At 51.1% G+C, this 20,044-nt stretch carries 15 protein-coding genes; 5 read left to right on the plus strand and 10 right to left on the minus strand.

From position 1 onward, the window contains the following. Positions 1-17: 17 nt before the first annotated feature. Both BTA51_RS01405 and uvrD read right to left on the minus strand, forming a co-directional pair. Positions 18-1,124, minus strand: coding sequence for a TRAP transporter substrate-binding protein (locus BTA51_RS01405; RefSeq protein ID WP_094705539.1), 1,107 nt, complete (start codon positions 1,122-1,124; stop codon positions 18-20). Positions 1,125-1,351: 227 nt separating this feature from the next. Then, positions 1,352-3,526, minus strand: a complete 2,175-nt coding sequence (uvrD, locus tag BTA51_RS01410; protein ID WP_094705541.1) for a DNA helicase II — start codon at positions 3,524-3,526, stop codon at positions 1,352-1,354. A 358-nt stretch (positions 3,527-3,884) separates the two neighbouring features. Here uvrD and BTA51_RS01415 point away from each other — a divergent pair, with 358 nt between their 5' ends. From BTA51_RS01415 to BTA51_RS01425, 3 genes are all read left to right on the plus strand, one after another. Next, complete coding sequence (locus tag BTA51_RS01415; RefSeq protein ID WP_094705543.1) at positions 3,885-6,836, plus strand: GGDEF domain-containing phosphodiesterase; 2,952 nt, start codon at positions 3,885-3,887, stop codon at positions 6,834-6,836. A 342-nt stretch (positions 6,837-7,178) separates the two neighbouring features. Then, entirely contained in the window at positions 7,179-7,370 is a 192-nt protein-coding gene (locus BTA51_RS01420) for a PA3496 family putative envelope integrity protein (RefSeq protein WP_094705545.1), read from the plus strand. A 255-nt stretch (positions 7,371-7,625) separates the two neighbouring features. Further along, positions 7,626-8,732: an HD domain-containing phosphohydrolase gene (locus BTA51_RS01425; RefSeq protein ID WP_094705547.1), complete on the plus strand. Its 1,107-nt coding sequence runs from the start codon at positions 7,626-7,628 to the stop codon at positions 8,730-8,732. A gap of 35 nt (positions 8,733-8,767) precedes the next feature. Here BTA51_RS01425 and BTA51_RS01430 read toward each other — a convergent pair whose 3' ends face one another. The 4 genes from BTA51_RS01430 to BTA51_RS30610 all read right to left on the minus strand — a co-directional run bounded on the left by BTA51_RS01430 (position 8,768) and on the right by BTA51_RS30610 (position 15,102). Next, complete coding sequence (locus tag BTA51_RS01430; protein WP_246840877.1) at positions 8,768-9,547, minus strand: YopT-type cysteine protease domain-containing protein; 780 nt, start codon at positions 9,545-9,547, stop codon at positions 8,768-8,770. Positions 9,548-9,675: 128 nt separating this feature from the next. Beyond that, entirely contained in the window at positions 9,676-11,529 is a 1,854-nt protein-coding gene (locus BTA51_RS01435; protein ID WP_094705549.1) for a leucine-rich repeat domain-containing protein, read from the minus strand. A gap of 201 nt (positions 11,530-11,730) precedes the next feature. Then, complete coding sequence (locus tag BTA51_RS01445; RefSeq protein ID WP_246840878.1) at positions 11,731-12,054, minus strand: DUF962 domain-containing protein; 324 nt, start codon at positions 12,052-12,054, stop codon at positions 11,731-11,733. 57 nt (positions 12,055-12,111) lie between these two features. Next, positions 12,112-15,102: an HD domain-containing phosphohydrolase gene (locus BTA51_RS30610; RefSeq protein WP_094705553.1), complete on the minus strand. Its 2,991-nt coding sequence runs from the start codon at positions 15,100-15,102 to the stop codon at positions 12,112-12,114. Between the two features lie 119 nt (positions 15,103-15,221). Here BTA51_RS30610 and BTA51_RS30090 point away from each other — a divergent pair, with 119 nt between their 5' ends. After that, entirely contained in the window at positions 15,222-15,368 is a 147-nt protein-coding gene (locus tag BTA51_RS30090) for a hypothetical protein (RefSeq protein ID WP_168188014.1), read from the plus strand. A 32-nt stretch (positions 15,369-15,400) separates the two neighbouring features. On the opposite strand, the gene BTA51_RS01455 is transcribed toward BTA51_RS30090, so the two are convergent. The 4 genes from BTA51_RS01455 to BTA51_RS01470 all read right to left on the minus strand — a co-directional run bounded on the left by BTA51_RS01455 (position 15,401) and on the right by BTA51_RS01470 (position 19,432). Next, positions 15,401-16,537 carry a phosphoserine transaminase gene (locus BTA51_RS01455; protein ID WP_094705555.1) on the minus strand — a complete coding sequence of 379 codons (1,137 nt, stop codon included), beginning with the start codon at positions 16,535-16,537 and terminating at the stop codon, positions 15,401-15,403. 189 nt (positions 16,538-16,726) lie between these two features. Next, positions 16,727-18,049: an ABC transporter permease gene (locus BTA51_RS01460; RefSeq protein ID WP_371333166.1), complete on the minus strand. Its 1,323-nt coding sequence runs from the start codon at positions 18,047-18,049 to the stop codon at positions 16,727-16,729. Next, positions 18,018-18,794, minus strand: a complete 777-nt coding sequence (locus BTA51_RS01465; protein WP_094706026.1) for an ABC transporter ATP-binding protein — start codon at positions 18,792-18,794, stop codon at positions 18,018-18,020. The genes BTA51_RS01460 and BTA51_RS01465 overlap by 32 nt, the downstream gene beginning before the upstream one ends. An 8-nt stretch (positions 18,795-18,802) precedes the next feature. After that, positions 18,803-19,432, minus strand: coding sequence for a DUF2796 domain-containing protein (locus BTA51_RS01470; RefSeq protein WP_094705557.1), 630 nt, complete (start codon positions 19,430-19,432; stop codon positions 18,803-18,805). A gap of 115 nt (positions 19,433-19,547) precedes the next feature. On the opposite strand from BTA51_RS01470, the gene BTA51_RS01475 reads away from it, so the two are divergent. Then, positions 19,548-20,036, plus strand: a complete 489-nt coding sequence (locus BTA51_RS01475; RefSeq protein ID WP_094705559.1) for a DUF3299 domain-containing protein — start codon at positions 19,548-19,550, stop codon at positions 20,034-20,036. Positions 20,037-20,044: the final 8 nt, after the last annotated feature.

Consider the following 20,044-nt stretch of genomic DNA (forward strand, 5'->3'; position numbering starts at 1 on the left):
TCAACTACGTCAGCTGATCACCGAGCGTTGATATACGCCTTCTCTGAGATCTCGTGGTACTTCTCAACATTGCTGCGGAATTTCTCGAACGAGTCGTAAACCTTTTTGACCGCAGGATCGTTGTCCGCAATTTCCTTCACCGTCTGCTTGGAAATTGTTTTCAATTGCGCCAGCACTTCATCAGGGAAGCGTCTCACTTCAATGTCGTGGTTATTAACCAGCTCTTCCAGAGCCGTGTTGTTGCGAGCCGTGTACTCATCCAGCATATCCTGGTTGATCGATTTTGCAGCCACTCTCAAGATGGCCTGAAGATCAGTCGGCAGAGCTTCAAACGCCTTCTTGTTGAAGGTGAATTCCAACGCGGTACCGGGTTCGTGCCAGCCAGGATAATAGTAGTACTTGGCCGCTTTATGGAGACCGAACGCCAGGTCATTGTAGGGTCCAACCCATTCTGTCGCATCGATTGTACCGGTCTGAAGCGCCGTAAATATTTCACCACCGGGCAACTGAACCGGGGTTCCTCCTGCGCGCTGCAGAACTTCACCACCCAATCCTGGAATGCGCATCTTCAGGCCTTTCAGGTCTTCCAGTGAGTTGATTTCTTTATTAAACCAACCCCCCATCTGTACTCCGGTATTGCCTCCCAGCATTGGAATAACGCCGAAGGGTGCGTAGACCTCTTCCCACAACTCAAGACCTCCACCATAGGAAATCCAGGAATTCAGTTCCTGAGCATTCAGGCCAAAGGGTACAGTTGCAAAAAACTGTGCTGCGGGCACTTTCCCTTTCCAATAATAGGCGGCGCCATGGCCTACCTCTGCAGTCCCTTGTGAAACGGCATCAAACACTTCCAGCGCAGGTACCAACTCCCCTGCACCATAGACCTTGATCTTCAGCCGCCCATTACTCATCTTGTCGACTTCTTGTGCGAAATGCTCAGGGGCTTCACCTAAACCGGGAAAGTTTTTCGGCCAGGTGGTTACCAGTTTCCAGTGAATGGTTTCCGGTGCCGGAGCTTCAACAACTTTGGCGGGGGCAGTTTCCTGCTTTTCCTGGGAACAACCAATCAGCGCGCTGCCAAGCAGGCCTGCGCCGACAATCGACATCAGGTAACGGAATTTCATGCAATTCTCCTTCTAATTATTCTTGTCAGATTCCCACAGATGAACCACTGCCGGTACGTATTATGGTTCTGTGGGCAAGACCGGGATTGTTTTTTATACCTAAACCCTTGCGTGGCAAGTATAACCTCAATTTCCCGCAGATGAACACTGTGAAGCCGGATAGTTAGTTTGAAGAGGCCGGATAAATATCCGGCCAATGTGACACAAAGTTACTTCCCTAACGGCAGCTATAAGGTCTGCAGTTTAGCGTATGACAGTATCAGCCACTTACTGCCCTCGTCATCGAAATTCACCTGTATTCTGGCATGTGGCCCCTGCCCTTCATAATTCAGCACGACACCTTCCCCATACCTTTCATGACGAACCCGCTGCCCAAGTGCAAGCTGTGGTTGATCACTTCCCGTTCCACCGCTGGCACCACCATAGGCAGCGCCCGGCTGACGATCCCAAAACAGCGGTTTACTGACCACCGAGCGCAACCGGACCTCCCGTAACAACTCAGGGGGGATCTCACGTACAAAGCGGGAAATGCTGTGGTATTTATCCTGCCCATACAGCCGACGACTCTCGGCAAAAGTCAGCACCAGCTTTTCCATCGCCCGGGTTATGCCCACATAACAGAGCCTGCGTTCCTCTTCCAGCCTTCCGGCTTCTTCCATCGCCATCGCGTGGGGAAACAGCTCTTCTTCCATGCCGGTCAGAAATACCATCGGAAACTCCAGTCCTTTGGCAGAGTGAAGTGTCATCAGTTGTACCGCATCCTGGTCCACTTCGGCTTGCTGCTCTCCTGCGTCCAGCGCAGCCTGGGCCAGAAATTCCGCTAAGGGTTCGTCTTCCGACTGCTCGTATTCAGCAACCGCGTTCACCATTTCCAGAAGGTTTTCTTTACGGGCTTCACCTTTTTCGCCTTTCTCACTGGCATGAAACTCAAGCAGGCCGGTTGCGTCCAGCATCTGTTTGGTCAGCTCCTGCAGTCCGTTCTCGGTGGAAAACGCCTGCAGATCTTTCACCATCGCCAGCATTGCTTCCAGACCTGTCCGGGCCTTGCCTTTGAGATCTCCAGTTTCCACCAATCTCAGCGCTGCCTGCCATAGCGATGAACTCATGTGCTGCGCCATCTCACGCAACATTTCCAGCGATTTGGCACCAATCCCCCGGGGCGGCACATTAACCACTCGTTCAAACGCGGCATCATCGTGTGGATATCTCACCAGACGCAGATACGCCAGAGCATTCTTTACCTCCAGCCGATCGTAAAATCGAAGTCCGCCATAGATTCGATAAGGCACCCCATGACGAATCAAGGCTTCCTCCAACACCCTTGATTGGACGTTGGATCGATATAGTACAGCCACCTCAGAACGGTAACGGCCCTGATCAACCCACTGCTGAAGGCTCTCAACGATGTAGTTCGCTTCATCCTGTTCGTTGAAAGCGGCATAGCAATCGATCTGCTCCCCATCCCCCTGGTCCGTCCACAATTCTTTTCCAAGACGGCTTGGATTGTTGGAGATTACCCGGTTGGCTGCTTTCAGAATTGAGCCGGTAGAACGGTAATTCTGCTCCAGGCGCACCAATTCCACCGGAGCCAGATCCTGCTGGAATTTCTGAATGTTCTCGATCTTGGCACCACGCCAGCCATATATTGACTGGTCGTCATCCCCTACGACGGTTAAGGGGATCTGCTGTCCCGCCAGCACCCGAAGCCAGGCATACTGAATCGTATTGGTATCCTGGAACTCATCCACCAGAATATGACGGAACCGATGTTGATAGTGCTGGAGCAAATCCGGCTTTTGCAGCCAGAGTTCATGGGAGCGTAATAAGAGCTCGCCAAAATCCACCAGCCCCGACTGTCGGCATTGCTCATTATAGAGTTGGTAAACTTTCGCCATGGTCTGCTGCCACAGATCAGATCCTGGATCCAGGTTTGCAGGGCGAATACCTTCATCTTTTTGCTGGTTGATAAAGTACTGAGCTTGTCGGGCGGGCCACTTGGCTTCATCCAGCCCCATTTGACGGATGATCCGCTTTACCATTCGTTGCTGGTCATCAGAATCAATGACCTGAAAACTTTCCGGCAAGCCTGCCTCACGCCAATGGGCTCTCAATAAACGGTGAGCCAGACTGTGAAATGTACCAATCCACATACCGCGGGTCGGCAAATGAAAGAGACTCTCGACGCGATGGCGCATCTCTTTGGCGGCTTTGTTGGTAAATGTGACCGACAGGATCGAATTGGGGTTCAGGTTGTCCACCTGCACCAGCCACGCCATACGATGCACCAGCACTCGCGTTTTGCCACTACCGGCACCGGCGAGAACCAGTAAATTACGCGCGCTGGAGGTCACCGCCTGGCGTTGCGCGTCGTTCAGGGGATCAATCACAGCGGTGACATCCATAGTTTGATCTACCTCTATATTGGTGATTTTTCAAATGACCAGGCTTTTCGCCTGAAAATGATACTTGTACCTACCACCATATCAGGTTATAAAGAGGCGGGTTACAAAACATAACAAAAGGTTACACTCTCTACTTCCACCAAAATCTCAAGATTTATTTGCTGTACTGGTGGCGATAACAAGCTGCTGCGGTATATGATTGGGCCTAGTCCAGAATGCCCATCTACCGGGCCACTCTCAGGTCTGCCACGGAAGGTGCACGGGTTGCACCTGAGATTAGCTGTAACCTTTATAAGGCCTTCTGGCCACCACTATTGCGCAGCAGTACTCCCGAGGGAGTGAATTACTATACTAAAACATGCACCAACACAACATCGATAAGTCGATACAAAGCCTTCATCTCATGTCGGCCATGGCGCGTCCAAAGTCATTGGAGATTCGCCGTGAGCAGCTGTTGCGTGTAAGTCATATGTCTACCTATGCCGCCATATCCCTGGTCGGCATTGCATTATGTCTGACTTGGCTTCTTGGCTGGCAGGGAAAACTGGGGCAATCCGTCGGATTCATTTTCCTGGCGATGGCCGAGGCCGTCCTGGTCATGTTTCTTGGACGCCTTATCCCTCATCGATTGGGAGATGACTCCCCCAACCTGCCCAAGAATATTGCGACTCTGAATGTACTGTTCACCAGTATCGTGGTAGCCATTGTCCTTACTTTCGGCCCCGTTGCAGCCTATGCTGCCCATACGACTTCTGACAGCTGGGTACAGAATCTTACTCTGATGAGTTTTGGTGGCGCCAGTCTGATGGCTTATCTTATGGGGATCTGGCTAACCCCATTCGTTCTGCTGATGACGATCCCCCTGTTGTGGCTGGCCACATCTGCTCTGGCCGGAGACCTGATGGACTCACGGCTGCTGACGCAGACCGCTATTATCAGTGGATTTGTTTACCCTCTGGCCGCTTTCTGGTTTATGTCCTCCGGGCGCTACCTGATACAGAAACTTCAATTCCAGAAACTCATCGATTATCAGGAAAATGCTCGTAGCGCCGCTGATGAGCTCAATACCAAGCTTGCCCATGAAATCGCACAGCGGGAAATGGTGGAGTACGAACTTCGAGATATCCAGAAGGATCTGGAAAACACCATACGAGACCGCACCGAGGCCCTGACTGAGACCAACCGGGCACTGAACCAGCAAATTAAACTACGCAAGAATATCAGTGATGCCCTGGTGAAAAGCCAGTCGAGACTGTCGCAGGCGATTGAAGCGACAGGGCTGGCACTCTGGGATTGGGACATCCCCACTGATTCCGTTTATCAGTCATATTTCCATCCTGTATTCGGCCCCCGCGAAATCTCCGCCACAGAATTCTTAAGACGCGTCCGCGACCTGATCCACCCAGATGATTTTGAAAAAGCCTCCCGCCAGATCAGCAATTGCGTGAAAGGGCTTATTGAACGCTGCCGCCTGCAATACCGGATTCGTCTCGACGACCAGACCTGGATGTGGGTGGAGGATTGCGGCAAAGTCGTAAATACCGATAGCAAAGGACGAGTCACCAGGATACTGGGCACTCGCCGGGATATCACCCTTGACCAGAAACGGGAAGAGCAGCTACGTCTGGCCAAGTCGGTATTCGACAATACCTCAGAGGGTATTTTCGCACTCGATAACGAGCTTCGCTTCCTGACGGTGAATAATGCTTTTCAGCGTATTACCGGATACCACGCTGATGAAATTATCGGTGGAAGCCTGGAGCAGTTCAGCAAGACCCCCAACAAGGAAAAGGTATTTTCGCTGATACGGGATGAGCTGGTCCTCAAAGGCAGCTGGCAGGGCGAACTCTATGAAAAACGTAAAAACGGGGACTATTACAGCCAATGGCTCCATTTGAAGGCAATTACCGACAATGACGGCAAAATCTCCCACTATGCAGGGCTGTTCTCCGATCTTACCGAACGCAAAGAAACCAATGAAAAGCTTCACTATCTGCTCAACTACGATGATCTCACCGGCCTCGCCAACCGGGTATTGTTCAAGGACCGCCTGCACAAACGCCTGAGGCAAATGCGCGAACACGGCGACAAGGTGGCTCTGCTGATTATTGATGTTGACCGTTTCAGGCAGATCAATGAGAGCTTGGGACACGATCTCGGTGATGAGCTGCTCAAACAGATTGCCTTGCGTATCTCCGACAACTCCCAAGACGCAGATACCGTCGCTCGATTAGGCAGTGATGAGTTCGCCATTATCATGACAGCCAAGAACCGGGTCCAGGTGGCCAAGTTCTGCGAACTCTTACTGGATTCCCTGAAGGCGCCTTATCAGGTCGACGCCCAGGAGTACTTTATCTCAACCTCCATAGGGATCACCCAGGCACCCGACAACGGACGTGAGATTCAGTCCCTGATGCAACAAGCCAATACGGCCGTTCGCCAGGCCAAATATCTCGGCGGCAACACTTACGAATTCTACAGCCGCATGCTGCAGAACATATCCAGTCGCCGCCTGAGCATGGAATCAGAGCTTCGCAAGGCTGTTCAGCGTGAACAGCTTGAAGTCTATTACCAACCCAAGGTTTCCCTGCAAAGCGGCTTTATCACCGGCGCTGAGGCACTGGTCCGTTGGCGGCACCCGGAACTGGGTATGATCCCCCCCGCCGATTTTGTTCCTGTTGCCGAAGAAAGCGGTTTGATCATGGCAATCGGGGAACAGGTGCTGCACAAAGCCTGCACCCAGGCTCGCATCTGGAATGACATGGGGCTGGGGAATATCAAGGTCTCGGTCAATGTATCGGCTTATCAATTAAGGCAAGCCAATCTTCCCCTGGTCGTCCGTGACGTTCTCAAATCCACAGAACTCAGCCCTGACCAACTGGATCTGGAATTGACTGAGAGCGCCCTGATGGAAAACGCCAGTCATACCCAGGCAATGCTCAATCGCCTCCGTAATATGGGGATCAGCATTACCATAGATGACTTTGGTACCGGCTACTCTTCACTGGCTTACCTGAAGCGCTTCCCGATCAGTGCCTTGAAAATCGACCGGATGTTTATCAGCGATGTCCACCAGAATGCTGACGATGCCTCTATCACCAAGGCCATCATATTGCTGGCCAACAGCTTGAACCTTGAGGTCATCGCCGAAGGGGTAGAACTGAAAGAACACCTGGACTTCCTGACGTCCCTGGATTGCCACACCATACAGGGCTTCCTTGTTGCCAGACCACTGGACAGTGTCGACATGACAGTTCTGCTGCAAAGCCAGATGCAAAAGTCATCTCTCTCATTTCTGGTCCCCAACTAAGGTCACCCGGCACGTTCCCTGCTCCCTGAGAACACTTCTCAGCCTCTTTCTATCCCTTACGACAAAACCTCTTATCCACGTTCATTGTCTCTTGAGGCCATGAGCTAATCGTGATAAAAAAATAGCCTTGTCAGACAATTCAATTTCATGCGGTGTAGGGGTTTCCGGTCAGGCCGGAATCATCGCACGAAATACTGACAAGCGGTAAACCTGGCAAGGCAGATTGCACTTTCTCCGCAAGCTGCAAACACCATAAGGATGACTGTGTCAGTCACTGTCACAGTAGTTTCAAAAACAACAATTACATTAGTCCCACACTGTGGAACTGGTCAGGGGAAGTCCATGCAAAACACATCTCATTTGAACTCCGCCAACGAAGAACTTATCGAAAGCCTGTTTGATATTCATGTAGGGGACAAAAAATCCAAAGAAAAGGACAGCGCCAAACGCCGCCTGAAAACCCGCAGAGCCATTGAAGACTACATGGAAAGCAAGCGTTTGCGTGAATCTCTCAACGACTTTTACCAGGATTAACTGATCATACCGCGTAGCCCGTTGCCCCAGGGCAATGGGCACCGGGCAGTACCCCCATACTCCGGCCGGGAAAGCTGATTGCGGCCTGAAGGGTTAGTCTTGCTGACAAAAACCCAATCGCTTCCCCTCTTTCACCAGACACTGAAGATTCAAATACTACGTCTATACTTAAGTTATTGTTGTCTTCAACTCACCAGCCTCATCCAGTGACCAGGATGATGAAACCCGACTTGGACTGTTGATCCGGGAGCTACGATGACCAAAATAACCTGCCCGCAATTCGTCGAACTGGAAAAAGACCTGATCAATGAGTTCGTTGCCTGTTTTCAGGAGAATGTGGAAGAAATTGAGCAAACTGTGCAGGGATTGGAACACGATGTCTCCCCGGAACAGATCAATGAACTGTTCCGCAGCATGCATTCGCTCAAGGGCAATTGCCGGATGGTTTTTCTCGACCCAATGGTTGATGTCATTCATGAGCTGGAAGAAATCGTCTCGGAAATGAGGAATGGCGAGCTTCCCTACCAACCGATGTTTGGGGTTTTCTTCATGAGTATCATCGGTTACGTAGAGACCCTCATCGGCCAACTTTCCAGCGATCAGGAGGCTGACGGCGATCTACAGCAGTCGCTCTTGAAAGTTATCCAGAAAGTGCGCGAAGCAACCCCGGGCAATGTGAACAAGGTAATTGACGAAGCCCTGGACACTCTTATGGCCGGCCCGGCAAGCGAAGTTGCCGAGACCAGCGCTCCCAGCGGCATGCCAAGTCACTTCCTGCTCGGACGTGATGATGACATTGAATTTTTCCGCTTCCTTTCCCGGCAAATAGACCAGTTGAGCATCTACCGTAAGGACAGGACTTCCAAAGAACTTGAACTCTGCGATGAGGTTAATCGGGAGTTGGGCATGATTGTTGACCCCAGCCAACTCGAAGTGGCCGTATTACTTCATGATCTGGGAATGGCGTTCATTCCTCCCACGCTGATGAATAAAAACAGCGAGGATCTGTCCAGAGAGGAACAGAAAATTTTATCTGCCCATGTCGCCACCAGTGCCCAGATTCTTTACAGAATGAGTCGCTGGCATGAAGCCGCCAATATTATTCTCCATCACCATGAAGCCTATGACGGCAGCGGTTATCCTTACAACTTAAGTGGTGAAGATATTCCGGTGGGCTCGCGAATTCTGGCGCTTTGTGATGCTTTTTTTGATATCACCAGCGAACGTGAAGACCGCTCCTACAAGAAATCCCTCTTTGAAGCAGTCAGGCATGTGAATTCCTGCAACGGCACTCTGTTTGATCCGGCTTGCGTGGAAGCCTTCAATATGGCCGTACGGAATCTCTATATTTCGAAAAGCTGATCCCAAGCCAGTCAGACACGCCTGTTTCTACCAGATCAGGCGGTCGGACCGTATTCGTCGATAGTAAAGGACTCACTCAACCCCAACAAAGGCATGGCATAGCCTGCCAATTGCCAGAAACGGGGAAACCATGCATGAAAGTCCGCAGGGCGGGCAAACCAGAACTCCCCAAAATTGGGATCAAAGAAGCTGACATCCTGGTCGCTCCACGCCGCCATCGCGTGGGCGAAGTGAGGACCGGCGATCCCAATCATCTTGTAGGAACCGGTACTGCTGGTGATGCCATGGGCAATATCGCCGGAGAAATCAGAGCGTGACTGGCGTCCACGGCTTCCAGTAGAAACCCGTGGAGCGTGGAAATACCCGCCGCCCATCAGTGGCAGACCACCGGTAATTCGGCGACGCCTGACAACGCCATGGCTACGTAACCATTGTTCAGTTGCCTGACTTTGGTCCATGGCTCCTTCATTGGCACGCTCGTTCATGCCTCCCGAGCGCATGGTGACTCCCACCGCAAACCATTGCATTAACTGACGGATTTTATCCGGATCAATCCGGGTACCCGATCCATCCATAATCCAGTTAACGATAGAGCCGTTATTTGCGTGGGATTCCAGCCACTTTGCCGCCAGCATCTCGCAAATACCGCCGCTGGTATCCGTATGGGTACAAATTAAAGTTTTAACCGGATCGCGCACCTGGGAGAAAGGCCAGGTACAGAACCCTCCTGCAGCAACAGCAGACTGCTGTACCGCAGGGACTTTGTACCCCAAGAGGGTATGCATCATCCAATGGAAACGACTCGATAAAGGCACCTGTTTCTCCTTACCGGAACGGACAATCCGGAGCAGGAATCAATAATTACTGGTCTACCTTGTACAAGCGTCGGAAATATCCCGAAACCCGTCACCGAGGACGATTTTTTTTACATGTATAACGAAAATCAACAACCGACTTTTGTCAGATTCAGTGCATTGAGTGCATCCTGCTCGCCGGAGGAGGCACTATTGAACACACATTCATCCAGGGTCAGGGTGGTTAATGTCTCATTGGAAACAATATTGGAAACGCCTGAAAGCAGCTGGTTGTCACTGATATCCAGAGTCACCAGATCATTCAACAGCGCAACGAAAGAATCACTGGTCAATCCAAGACTACGCACTTCCAGCGTAGTGACCCCGGTAGTCCTCAGAATACTCAAACTCCCCAAGGACGGATTATCGCTGACATTGATACTGGTTAAGCGGCTGAGCCCGTTTAGCGCCGAAACACTGGTCAGCTGATTAGTTTCCAGATCGAGGGTACGGAGTTGGCGCATTTCCCCGATTGCAGAGATATCAATAACGCCGTTATCTTCCAAATCCAGTATCTTCAGCCGCTGGAGGGTCTCCAGTGCGGAAATATCGTCAGGTATCCGGTTATGGGAGAGGTATAAATTCTCCAGCGTCGTCAGGTCACCCAAAGGGCTGACATCAACAATATAATTTGTCGATAAATCCAATGTCGTTAAATCAGACAAGGTTGCGAGAGGAGTGAGACTCCCAACCTGGGCAGCATTAATCGTCAGATTTTCCAAAACGTTCAGATCAGACAACGGAGACAGATCTGCACCACGCTCTGTCGCCGTAGGTAACTGGCTGGTTGCGGTCAATGTTCTCAGCAAGTGCAGAGGCTGAAAAATACTGAAGTCTATGACCAGCTCCGCATCGTCAGAATTACTACGGCCCTTGTTGTAGGTCAGGCTGGTCATTTGAGTCAGTTGGCCGATAAAGGACGCATCCTCAATACCATCATCACCCGTGTCGCAGATGGTCAACGAAGATAGGTTAACGGCTTCAGGCAACAGACTGATATCAGCCAGATCAGCAACACAAAGCTCAAGATTATCAAGGTTGGCCAGAATCGGTTGAAGATCCGCCAGGGCAAAAGCTCCCGGAGTGGAGATATCGAGATTCAAGCGGAGATCATTAAGGTTGCCCATCATCCCCAAGCCGGCGTAGCTGGTCTGGTCCGTCGCCCCGGACAGCTCCAGCTGCCTCATATTCGTCAGAGCGTCGATGGGAGTCAGGTCGGCGGCATCCAGTTGAGTCAGCGACAGCGCCTGCATTCTGGATAGAGCCTGCACTCCTGACAGAGAATTCACCGTGGTTTCACAGCTGAGCTGATATATCCCCAAATCATCGTATTCGGTACCATCCGGACAGGCATTAATGGCATTCGTCACGCAGGTATTCAGATTTCCATCTGCAATCACCAGGGTACCGGCATCAGGAAATGCCTTCACCAAAATGTCGAATCGCTTGGTTGCCGTCACAATGTTTTCTTCTTCCACCCCTTCGTCAGCAGAAACCGCTACTTCAACCGTCAACGTTGTATCATCGTTGACCGGCGGGGCCAGGAACGCGACCTGTCGCGTGGTCGGAGCAGTCGAATCCGGATCTGGTGTTGCTGCAGGGGCAGGAGTGGCAACATACTCCACGCCAAAGCAGGCAGGGCTTTCTGACGCCTGACCGCCAAATGCATTAGAGGATGTCCAGGAGGTAACAGGAAGGCCACTGGCATCCACAACACGCCAGGTAACATCATAGTCAGAGCCCGATAAACTGTCCCGGGCAGTGAAAGTGACATTAAAAAAACTGATGTCCCTTTCCATCACCTCATTTTCGGCCGAAAGGGAATTGATGACGACAGTAGACTTATCTATCGAGGCTCTTGGAACACCGCCATTATCGCACCCGGCCATCATGACACTCACTGCCACCATGACCAGAATCGTGCTGATTCCTTTGCTATCCATTGAGACTGCCTTGCTTGTTTCAGTGCTTATTCTGGTTTTGTTGTTTATTCTATTTTTATTTTCAGGGGGTTCTCCCCTTTTTGTTTTTTGGGTTTTCCCCCAAGTCTTACAGCTTATAACCAGCCCTCTGAAGGACGTCAATCGGCAGGTTGGAAAAGCGCTCAGTACTTCACAGGAAAAGTCTCATTAGACTGCAAAAGGTCACCAGGGAACCTTTCCAATCATGATGTCCTTGAACATTCGGAAATCTCCAATCAGGCTCCACAAAGGATGCTGAAAGGTCGCCGGCTGATTTTTTTCAAAGAAAAAATGTCCGATCCAGGCAAAACCGTATCCGGCCAAAGGCATCAGCAGTAACCAGGCGGGCTGAAGAGTCACAACAGCATATATGAACAGCGCAATCACAAGACAGGTCCCCACAAAATGTAAGCGGCGGCAGGTCTTGTCCTGGTGCTGGCTTAGATAGAAAGGATAAAACTCGGCAAAATTTCGAAATGATTCATGAGGCATGTCGTTGGTATTCATTGTCCGTGTATCACCCCGGTTTCAAGCAGGAGTATAAGTCTCCCAGGAGTATAAGTCTCAAGCAGGGGTTTCAGATTCCAGAAGAGCGTCAATATCCACAGCATCAATCTGATCAGGGTTCAGAAAACGCCGTGCATACTCCAAATATACGCCCGATCGCAGAAAGAGTTCGAACACTTCCGGATCAATATGCTGACCCTGTCTCATACGGCTCATGATATTCAGCGATTCACTGAGCGATTTGGGCTCCTTATACGGCCGATCTGAAGCGGTCAGTGCCTCAAAGATATCCGCAATCGCCATCATCCTGGCTGTCACAGGCATTTCATCTTTGGACAGACGTCTGGGATAGCCCGAGCCATCCATCTTCTCATGATGACCACCGGCGATCTCAGGAACTTGCTGCAGATGTCTCGGAAACGGCAGCGACTTCAACATAATGATGGTCTGGACGATATGATTGTTGATGATAAACCGCTCTTCATCCGTCAGTGTGCCGCGTTGTATGAGGAGATTGTGCAACTCACCCCGGTCATATTTGACATCCGGCACCTCCATTTTGAATCCCCAGGGGTTGTCTTCTGACAGCCGCTCTCCCCGTCGCCAGGGAATCACATGATGCAATTTGTTATCCAGCAGCTTTTCTTCCACCGGTAGTGACTCCTCTGGTGTTCCCTGCCGCCTCTTCACCTCTTCCCAGGAAATCCCCAGGCGGTCATCCAGGGTTCTGGTCCAGGTTCTTTCCGCAATCTTCCGCAAGCGTTCCGCGTTCTGCTCCGACAGGCCTTCTGAGCCTTTGTTGCACTCAGCAATAAATTTCCAATCATCATCGATGGACTTCCAGACACGTTGCAGGCTCTGCAAAGCTGCATCCTTGTCACCGCCTTCTGCAATATGTTTCCAGGTTTTGACCGCTTCCATCTGTTTGATGACTTCAAACCGCATTCTAACTTCATGGATGCGATCGTAGATGGTTTCCAGTTTCGTCGCTTTATCCACCACATATTCGGGCGTGGTGACTTTACCGCAATCATGCATCCAGGCAGCGATATGGAGTTCTTCCCACTGTTCTGCGTTGAGATTAAATCGGGCAAAAGGCCCTTCAGACGCGGTACAGGCAGCGCGTGCCAGCATTTTGGTAAGCTCGGGAACCCTTTGGCAATGACCTCCTGTATAGGGAGATTTTTCATCGATAGCTCCTGCTATCAGTTTCATGAATGATTCCAGCAGAGCTTTCTGGGCATTTAGCAGATAACTGCTTTCGATAGTAATTGCACTGAATCCTGAAAGAGCGTTAACAAACGCAATTCGAGCGTCTTCGGTAATGATTTGGCCTTCCTCGAAACGGGTATCAAACAGCAGGCACAATAGTCCTATTTTCTGTTTCTGGCGATTCTTCAGGGGGATCAACACGATGTCCGCTTCCGTGGTATTCAGCAGCTCACGCAAATAGCTGCACGTCGGGTCGTCCTGATGCAGCTCATCATTAACCTTGATTACCCGTACCCGGTCATCATTGGTACCCGCCACAAATGGGTGTTTTTTCAGGCTTAACATCAACCGCGGTAACTGACCGATTTCACAGGCACCCTCTTTGTTCTGCAGGCTCCTGGGTTCCAGGGCTGTCCCTTCATCGTTCATCAGATAGATAACAGCGCCATCGGCCTGACTCACATGCATCGTCTCAGAAGTTACTCTGGCCAAAAGGGGCAAAAAGTCCTTTTCCGCAGAGACCGATCGAATTAAATCAGTAAACCGGGCAATCGTTTTCTTCATGATATCCATGCCTGAAGCCAGTTCATGAATTTCCCTGATCATGGATTTCAATTCGATTCCGGAACTGTAATCAAATCGGTTGATTCGTTGGGTCTCTGCCGCCAGCATACGCAGGGGCTCTGCAATATAGTGAGCAATCACCAGCGCTAGAGGAATAGACAAGAGCACTATCAGCGAGGTAATCATCACCGACTGATTACGAATCGCATAGGCTTCCGCCAACAGTTCCCGCTCCGGAGTCAAAACCAGCAGACTTGCGTTCATACCGGGCAATGAAACCGGCCTGACGACCGCCAGCCAGTTTTCTCCCTGGGAGGTGAAAACCTGGCTGAAATCCAATCCTCCTGCAACCTCCCCATCAGCATTGGCAACATCCAGATTTGCGGCTTTCCATGCCAGATAATCCTGCACAACAGGCTGCTTTACTTCTTTAAAGGCCAGGATTCCAGGGGTTGATTCATCCTTAGAGGTCGGACGATAGTCCCGTCGACTGGCGACAACACCACCGTCATCAGTCACAATGAACATTTCCGACGACGGCGAAATAGGATTTTCCTTTAACGATTCACTAAGAGCACTCACGGCGATGTCCGCCCCAAAGACATGCTGTTTAAATTCACTGGCTCGAACGACCGTTACCCCAACCTCGCCAATGAAATAGAAAAAATAAGGCGCACTGGTACTGACCGAATCGTTCTCCATTGCCATTTTGAACCATGGCCGTACACGGGGATCGTAATCAGTGGTCCCCAGGCTCAGGTAGTCCAGCTGCAATAGCTGAGCATCAAAGAAAAACCTTTCCAGAAATCTTTCTTCGCCCAAGGCTTCTATATTATCGACGATATATACCGCTTCTTTCGGCGCGGAGAAACGTTGCCGCATCGTCTCAGAGTTGATCTTTCTGACGATAAAGTATTCGCCACTTTCATAACCCACCTGCAATGCAACGACATCTTTATGGGTATCCAGGGCAAGCGCCAGTGAGGGTAGATGACTAAACCGATCACTCAGTGAAGAGGTTTCCATTAACGGCGATAGCGCTAACAGCTCGACGATGTTGGCGGTAGCACTGTGACTGATATTGAAGTCGCTGATCACCTCATCAGCAATACGATCCGACAGCTGCTCACTGGATGCCACCAGTAAATCTGTCAGCTTTTGGTAATGAAACCATCCCAACACCACTCCGAAAGCCAGTAGTGTCAATACAAACGCCGTCGACAAATGGACTTTGATGGAGTAGTGAAGGCCTTTGGATATTATTTTTCGCAAACCACATCTCCCTGATTGTTAGGGTCTGTGGGCAGACGGATTGCCCATATTTCCATGAGTTAGGCACCGGTCGCATTCTTTGGTAATTTTGTCTGGGGGACGGCGGAGACATAAACCAGATGCATACTAGTCTAGTCATTATTGCAGGCATTAGCGAAGGGGCAAAGTTTGCACAAAGAAAAGGCCGTGCGATACACGGCCTTCTAATGAACCTGGACCAGTTAAACCCGGACCATTTCAGTCCGGACTGTGGTCATGGACGGTAGAACTGTGGTCATGGACGGTAGAACGCGGTCGGTCAGGCTGCCTTGACCTGCTGGTAAGCCCACTCAATCCATGGCATCAGCGCTTGCAGATCAGATTCCTCTACCGTGCTGCCACACCAGATACGCAGGCCGGGAGGGGCATCGCGATAAGAACCGATATCGTAGGCGACAGATTCTTGCTCCAGGAGTTTCACCATCTGTTTTACCTGATCAGGAGAAAGATCCAGGATCAGGCACACGCTGGTATTGGACACCGTGCCCTCAGCTTCCGCCAGGAATCTAATCCATTCATGGCTTTCAACGAATTCCTGAATAACCGCGAGATTCCTCTGGGATTTACCAATACAGGCTTCTAGCCCTCCCAGAGAATCCACCCAATCCAGAGCGTCCAGATAGTCTTCCACACACAGCATGGACGGAGTATTTATGGTAGAGCCTTTGAAAATACCTTCGTTCAGCTTACCGCCTTTGGTCAGACGAAAGATCTTGGGCATCGGCCAGGGCGGCGTGTAGCTTTCCAGACGTGCCACTGCACGAGGACTCAGGATCAGCACTCCGTGAGCACCTTCACCACCCAGTACCTTCTGCCAGCTGAATGTCACCACATCGAGCTTTTCCCAGGGCATCTCCATGGCAAATACCGCAGATGTGGCATCGCAGATGGCAATTCCCTGACGATCATCGCTGATCCAATCAGCATTCAGGACTTTGACGCCCGAAGTCGTACCGTTCCAGGTAAACACGATATCGTGCTCTGGATTCGCCTGACTAAAGTCCGGCAGCTTGCCATATTCGGCTTGATGCAGACTGACGTTATCCAGACGCAGCTGAGTGGTTATATCGTTCACCCACTCCTTGCCGAAGGATTCCCACGCAAAGATGTCCACCGGCCTTTCACCCAGCATTGACCACATTGCCATTTCCATCGCCCCGGTATCGGAAGCAGGCACGATGCCCACGCGATACCCCTCAGGCAGGCCAAGAATCCGGGCGGTGTCCTCACAAGCCCTTCTCAATGCTTCTTCGCCGACGGAAGAGCGGTGGGAGCGACCTAAAGTCTCGGTTCGCAGATTCGCCAGGGAATACCCCGGACGTTTACTGCAGGGACCTGAAGAAAAGTTGGGGTTGGCCGGTTTGACCGTTGGAGACGGAAGATTAGCAGCTGACATAGTTAGCAACGTTCCACAATTTAGTTGGCAATGTTCCAAAAATTAGTTGGCAATATTCCACAGAGAAACGGATAAGATCTCAAGAAGCCGCAAGGATCGGGCAATGTTCAACCAGAGTCAATAGCCGTTGCCACTGAAACCAGGATTCCGCCACGGGTATCGGAAATCCTGGGGTCACAGCAGGCTGGGTCAAACCCTGACCGTCATACCATCGGCAACTGACAGCCGATAGGCTTTAGCCGCAGGCACCAGGCCCATGAGGCAGCCGGCAAGGAATATCACCAGCAGGATATAGAGATCTTCCAGCGTCAGGAAATCAAGGCCTATCTGGATTCCGGTCACTGACAAAATCAACGGCCTGGCCACCAACAGTACCAGGAGCAGCAACACTACTCCGAGTCCGGCTCCCAAACTCACCAGTAAACCGGATTCAACCATCAGCAGGCCCATAATCTGATAAGGGCGCGCACCGACCGAACGCAGTATGGCCATTTCCCGTCTACGCTCATTCAGCCCCGACCAGATAACCGTCAGCATTCCCAGCAACCCTGTCACGACAACGAAGCCAGAGACAGCCAACAGTGCATATTCAGCCGTTCCCATGAGCCCCCAGAGCTCCTGCAGGGCAACTCCCGGCAGAATTGCCAGCAGAGGTTCTTTTCGATATTCATTGACCTGCCTCTGCATGGTAAAGACACCGATTTTTGACTTCAGGCCCACCAGCGCGGCGGTAATCAGTTTGGGCTGCAGATCGTATTCCATAGCCTCATCTGCCGATACCGTACTTCGACCGGTCTCCTTCCATCCGATATGAATCGCCTCGATTCCTTTCAAACCAACATGGACCGTTCGATCTACCGGAGTCCCTGTAGGTTTCAGAATGCCGACGACGGAAAATGGTTTGTCGTCGTGCATGGCAAAGCTGACCTTGCCGCCACCATGGGCAATCACAATCTGATCGCCTACTTTATAGCCCAGTTTTTCGGCCACTTCGGCACCCAGAACGGCTTCGTATACTCCTTCAAAGGGTTTCCCCGTATCAAAAAGCAGTGCCTGTTTCTTGCCATAATGAAAATAGCGAAAAAAGTCCTGATTCGTTCCCAACACCCGATACCCTCGGTGAGAGTCTCCCAGGGACAGGGGAATCGTCCATGCAACCTGCGGCGATTGAGCAATATCCTGATAGCTGCTCCAACCAATATTGTTGGTGGCGTTTCCAATGTGAAATACCGAATACATCAGTAACTGCACTGAACCACTGCGTGCCCCCACAATAAGATCCGTTCCCGAGATGGTGTTGGCAAAACTGGCCTTGGCTTCCCGCCGAATGTGCTCCACTCCCAACAGCAGAGTGACAGACAAAGCGATGGAGACCAACGTGAGAATGACTGTGGTTTTGCGGTTCCAGAGACTGCGAAGGGTTAAGCCATATATGGACATGATCCGCTCATCCTCAATCGCTTTGGTTTCAGCAATGTATTCATATCCCTTCCCCCATATGACAACTGGCACTGTTGATTTCCGACAATCGGACACTGCGTTCAAACCGGCTTTGCAGCGCCGGATCATGACTGACAAACAACAGCGTTGCACCGCTTTCCTTCACTTCCCGGAACAGCAAGTCGAGAAAGGCAAACCGTGCCTCCACATCCAGGGCAGAAGTCGGCTCATCCGCAATGATCAGCTCCGGACTCCCAATCAGTGCCCGGGCAACGGCCACACGCTGCTGCTGGCCAACACTTAGATCGGTAACAGGACGAGAGCCCAGCACACTCACATCCAGCCCCAGATGTTCCAGCAGGCGGCCGGCCTCGGCATCCACAGTTGCGGCCTTCGACACTGCTCTATCCCTGCGTAGTCTGGAAAATCGGCAAGGCAATGTGACGTTATCCACCAGTGACAGATAGGGAATCAGGTTGAATTGTTGAAAGACAAAGCCGATATGGTCGGCTCGGAACTTGTCCCTGGCGGCATGTCCCATCCCCGTAACGTCCTTATCCAGTATTCGGATTGTGCCGCTCTGGGGTGAAATGACACCTCCCAGCAGACTCAGAAGTGTGGTTTTCCCCGACCCACTGGCGCCCTGCAGGAAAACCCGCTCCCCCTCCCTGAGAAAAAATTCTTCGATGTTCAGTACATCATGCTCCTGACCGGGCCAATTGAACCGGACATTCCGCAGGGACACCAATAGAGATGTGTTAGTTGGGGTGTGAGCCAGACCCGGTGTGGCATCCCCGTTGGCAATATCAAGTTCCATGGCACTCATCAAAGCTCGATCTTTGTATTGGCAGGCGATAACTCCTGCTGGGTTTGTCCCCGGGGACTGATCACCTGGGCATCGATATCCCTGGTTTGGGGAAAAGTGCTGAACAGTTTTAGCTCCAGGTGACTTAGCTGCTGCGGCTTTGAACATTCAAAATGATAGACAGCATGGATATCAGCATGCCCCTTGTCATTTTCATGCTCATCTTCATGCCCCTTCTCCTTATCCTTATCCTTATCCTTATCCTTATCCTTCTCATGGTCATGTTCTTCCGCTGAATCAGCGTGATGATGCTCTACCGCGCCGGAAAACAGAGAAGAATCAACATCAACTTCCACAAGCTGACATTCAGCATTATCAGGGAGAAGAAACAGGCTTTCAGGATTCTGTAGCTGAACCCGTGCCCGATCAAGCTGTAATTTTTCCTCATCCTTCACCGGCGCATGCTCAAATCCAACAATGTTAACCGCAGGAGACTCCAACTCCAGATATAACGCAGAGCCATCCAAGGCCACATTCAATCTGGCCGAACCATGTTCATGAGCTCCATGCTGTTCAAATTCAGCTGCCAGCGAACCCGGTGAGTTAGTAATCACAATCGTGGAAATAAGAGATAATAGACCGTGCTTCATGAGCGTATCCTTGAGACATGTGATGAGTTACAATGCGAATCAATTATGTTATAACATAACATAATCAGCAACTATAAATTCTTAACCCAAGTATCCCGTTATCACCGGAGCCTCTATGTTAAAAAGCTTCAACTTAATTCTGTGCCTTGTCGTGATGCTCTTCTCTCCCCTATTACAGGCGGCATCTTACAAGACGGTTGAATGGAAAGATTTGATTCCTGCCGACGCTCCTCAACAGACATTGAACGGCACCGTTACCCATGATCAGATCAGCCCGGACTTCAAATCCCCCACCCTTGCTCCGGTAGTGGATAGTCTGGATAAACAGAAGATTCGGCTGGCGGGGTTTGCGGTCCCTCTGGAGGGGGACGAAAATGGCATCACAGAATTTTTGCTGGTGCCCTATATGGGAGCCTGTATCCACGTTCCTCCGCCCCCTTCCAATCAAATTGTTTACGTAAAAGGAGGCGAGAAGCTCCCTGTCGACATGATCTATGACGCATTCTGGATCACGGGAACCATCAAGGTGGGTACTGTCAGCAGTGAACTGGCAGAGGCAGGATACAGCCTGACGGCGGACGGGTTTGAAGTCTACGAATACTAATCGTCCGC

The organism is Hahella sp. CCB-MM4 (assembly GCF_002260525.1).
Taxonomy (GTDB): domain Bacteria; phylum Pseudomonadota; class Gammaproteobacteria; order Pseudomonadales; family Oleiphilaceae; genus Hahella.

Coding starts and splice junctions, on each gene's coding strand:
- BTA51_RS01405 (WP_094705539.1), bottom strand. CDS start 1,124: ATGAAATTCCGTTACCTGATGTCGATTGTCGGCGCAGGCCTGCTTGGC.
- uvrD (WP_094705541.1), bottom strand. CDS start 3,526: ATGGATGTCACCGCTGTGATTGATCCCCTGAACGACGCGCAACGCCAG.
- BTA51_RS01415 (WP_094705543.1), top strand. CDS start 3,885: ATGCACCAACACAACATCGATAAGTCGATACAAAGCCTTCATCTCATG.
- BTA51_RS01420 (WP_094705545.1), top strand. CDS start 7,179: ATGCAAAACACATCTCATTTGAACTCCGCCAACGAAGAACTTATCGAA.
- BTA51_RS01425 (WP_094705547.1), top strand. CDS start 7,626: ATGACCAAAATAACCTGCCCGCAATTCGTCGAACTGGAAAAAGACCTG.
- BTA51_RS01435 (WP_094705549.1), bottom strand. CDS start 11,529: ATGGATAGCAAAGGAATCAGCACGATTCTGGTCATGGTGGCAGTGAGT.
- BTA51_RS01445 (WP_246840878.1), bottom strand. CDS start 12,054: ATGAATACCAACGACATGCCTCATGAATCATTTCGAAATTTTGCCGAG.
- BTA51_RS30090 (WP_168188014.1), top strand. CDS start 15,222: ATGCATACTAGTCTAGTCATTATTGCAGGCATTAGCGAAGGGGCAAAG.
- BTA51_RS01455 (WP_094705555.1), bottom strand. CDS start 16,537: ATGTCAGCTGCTAATCTTCCGTCTCCAACGGTCAAACCGGCCAACCCC.
- BTA51_RS01465 (WP_094706026.1), bottom strand. CDS start 18,794: ATGGAACTTGATATTGCCAACGGGGATGCCACACCGGGTCTGGCTCAC.
- BTA51_RS01470 (WP_094705557.1), bottom strand. CDS start 19,432: ATGAAGCACGGTCTATTATCTCTTATTTCCACGATTGTGATTACTAAC.
- BTA51_RS01475 (WP_094705559.1), top strand. CDS start 19,548: ATGTTAAAAAGCTTCAACTTAATTCTGTGCCTTGTCGTGATGCTCTTC.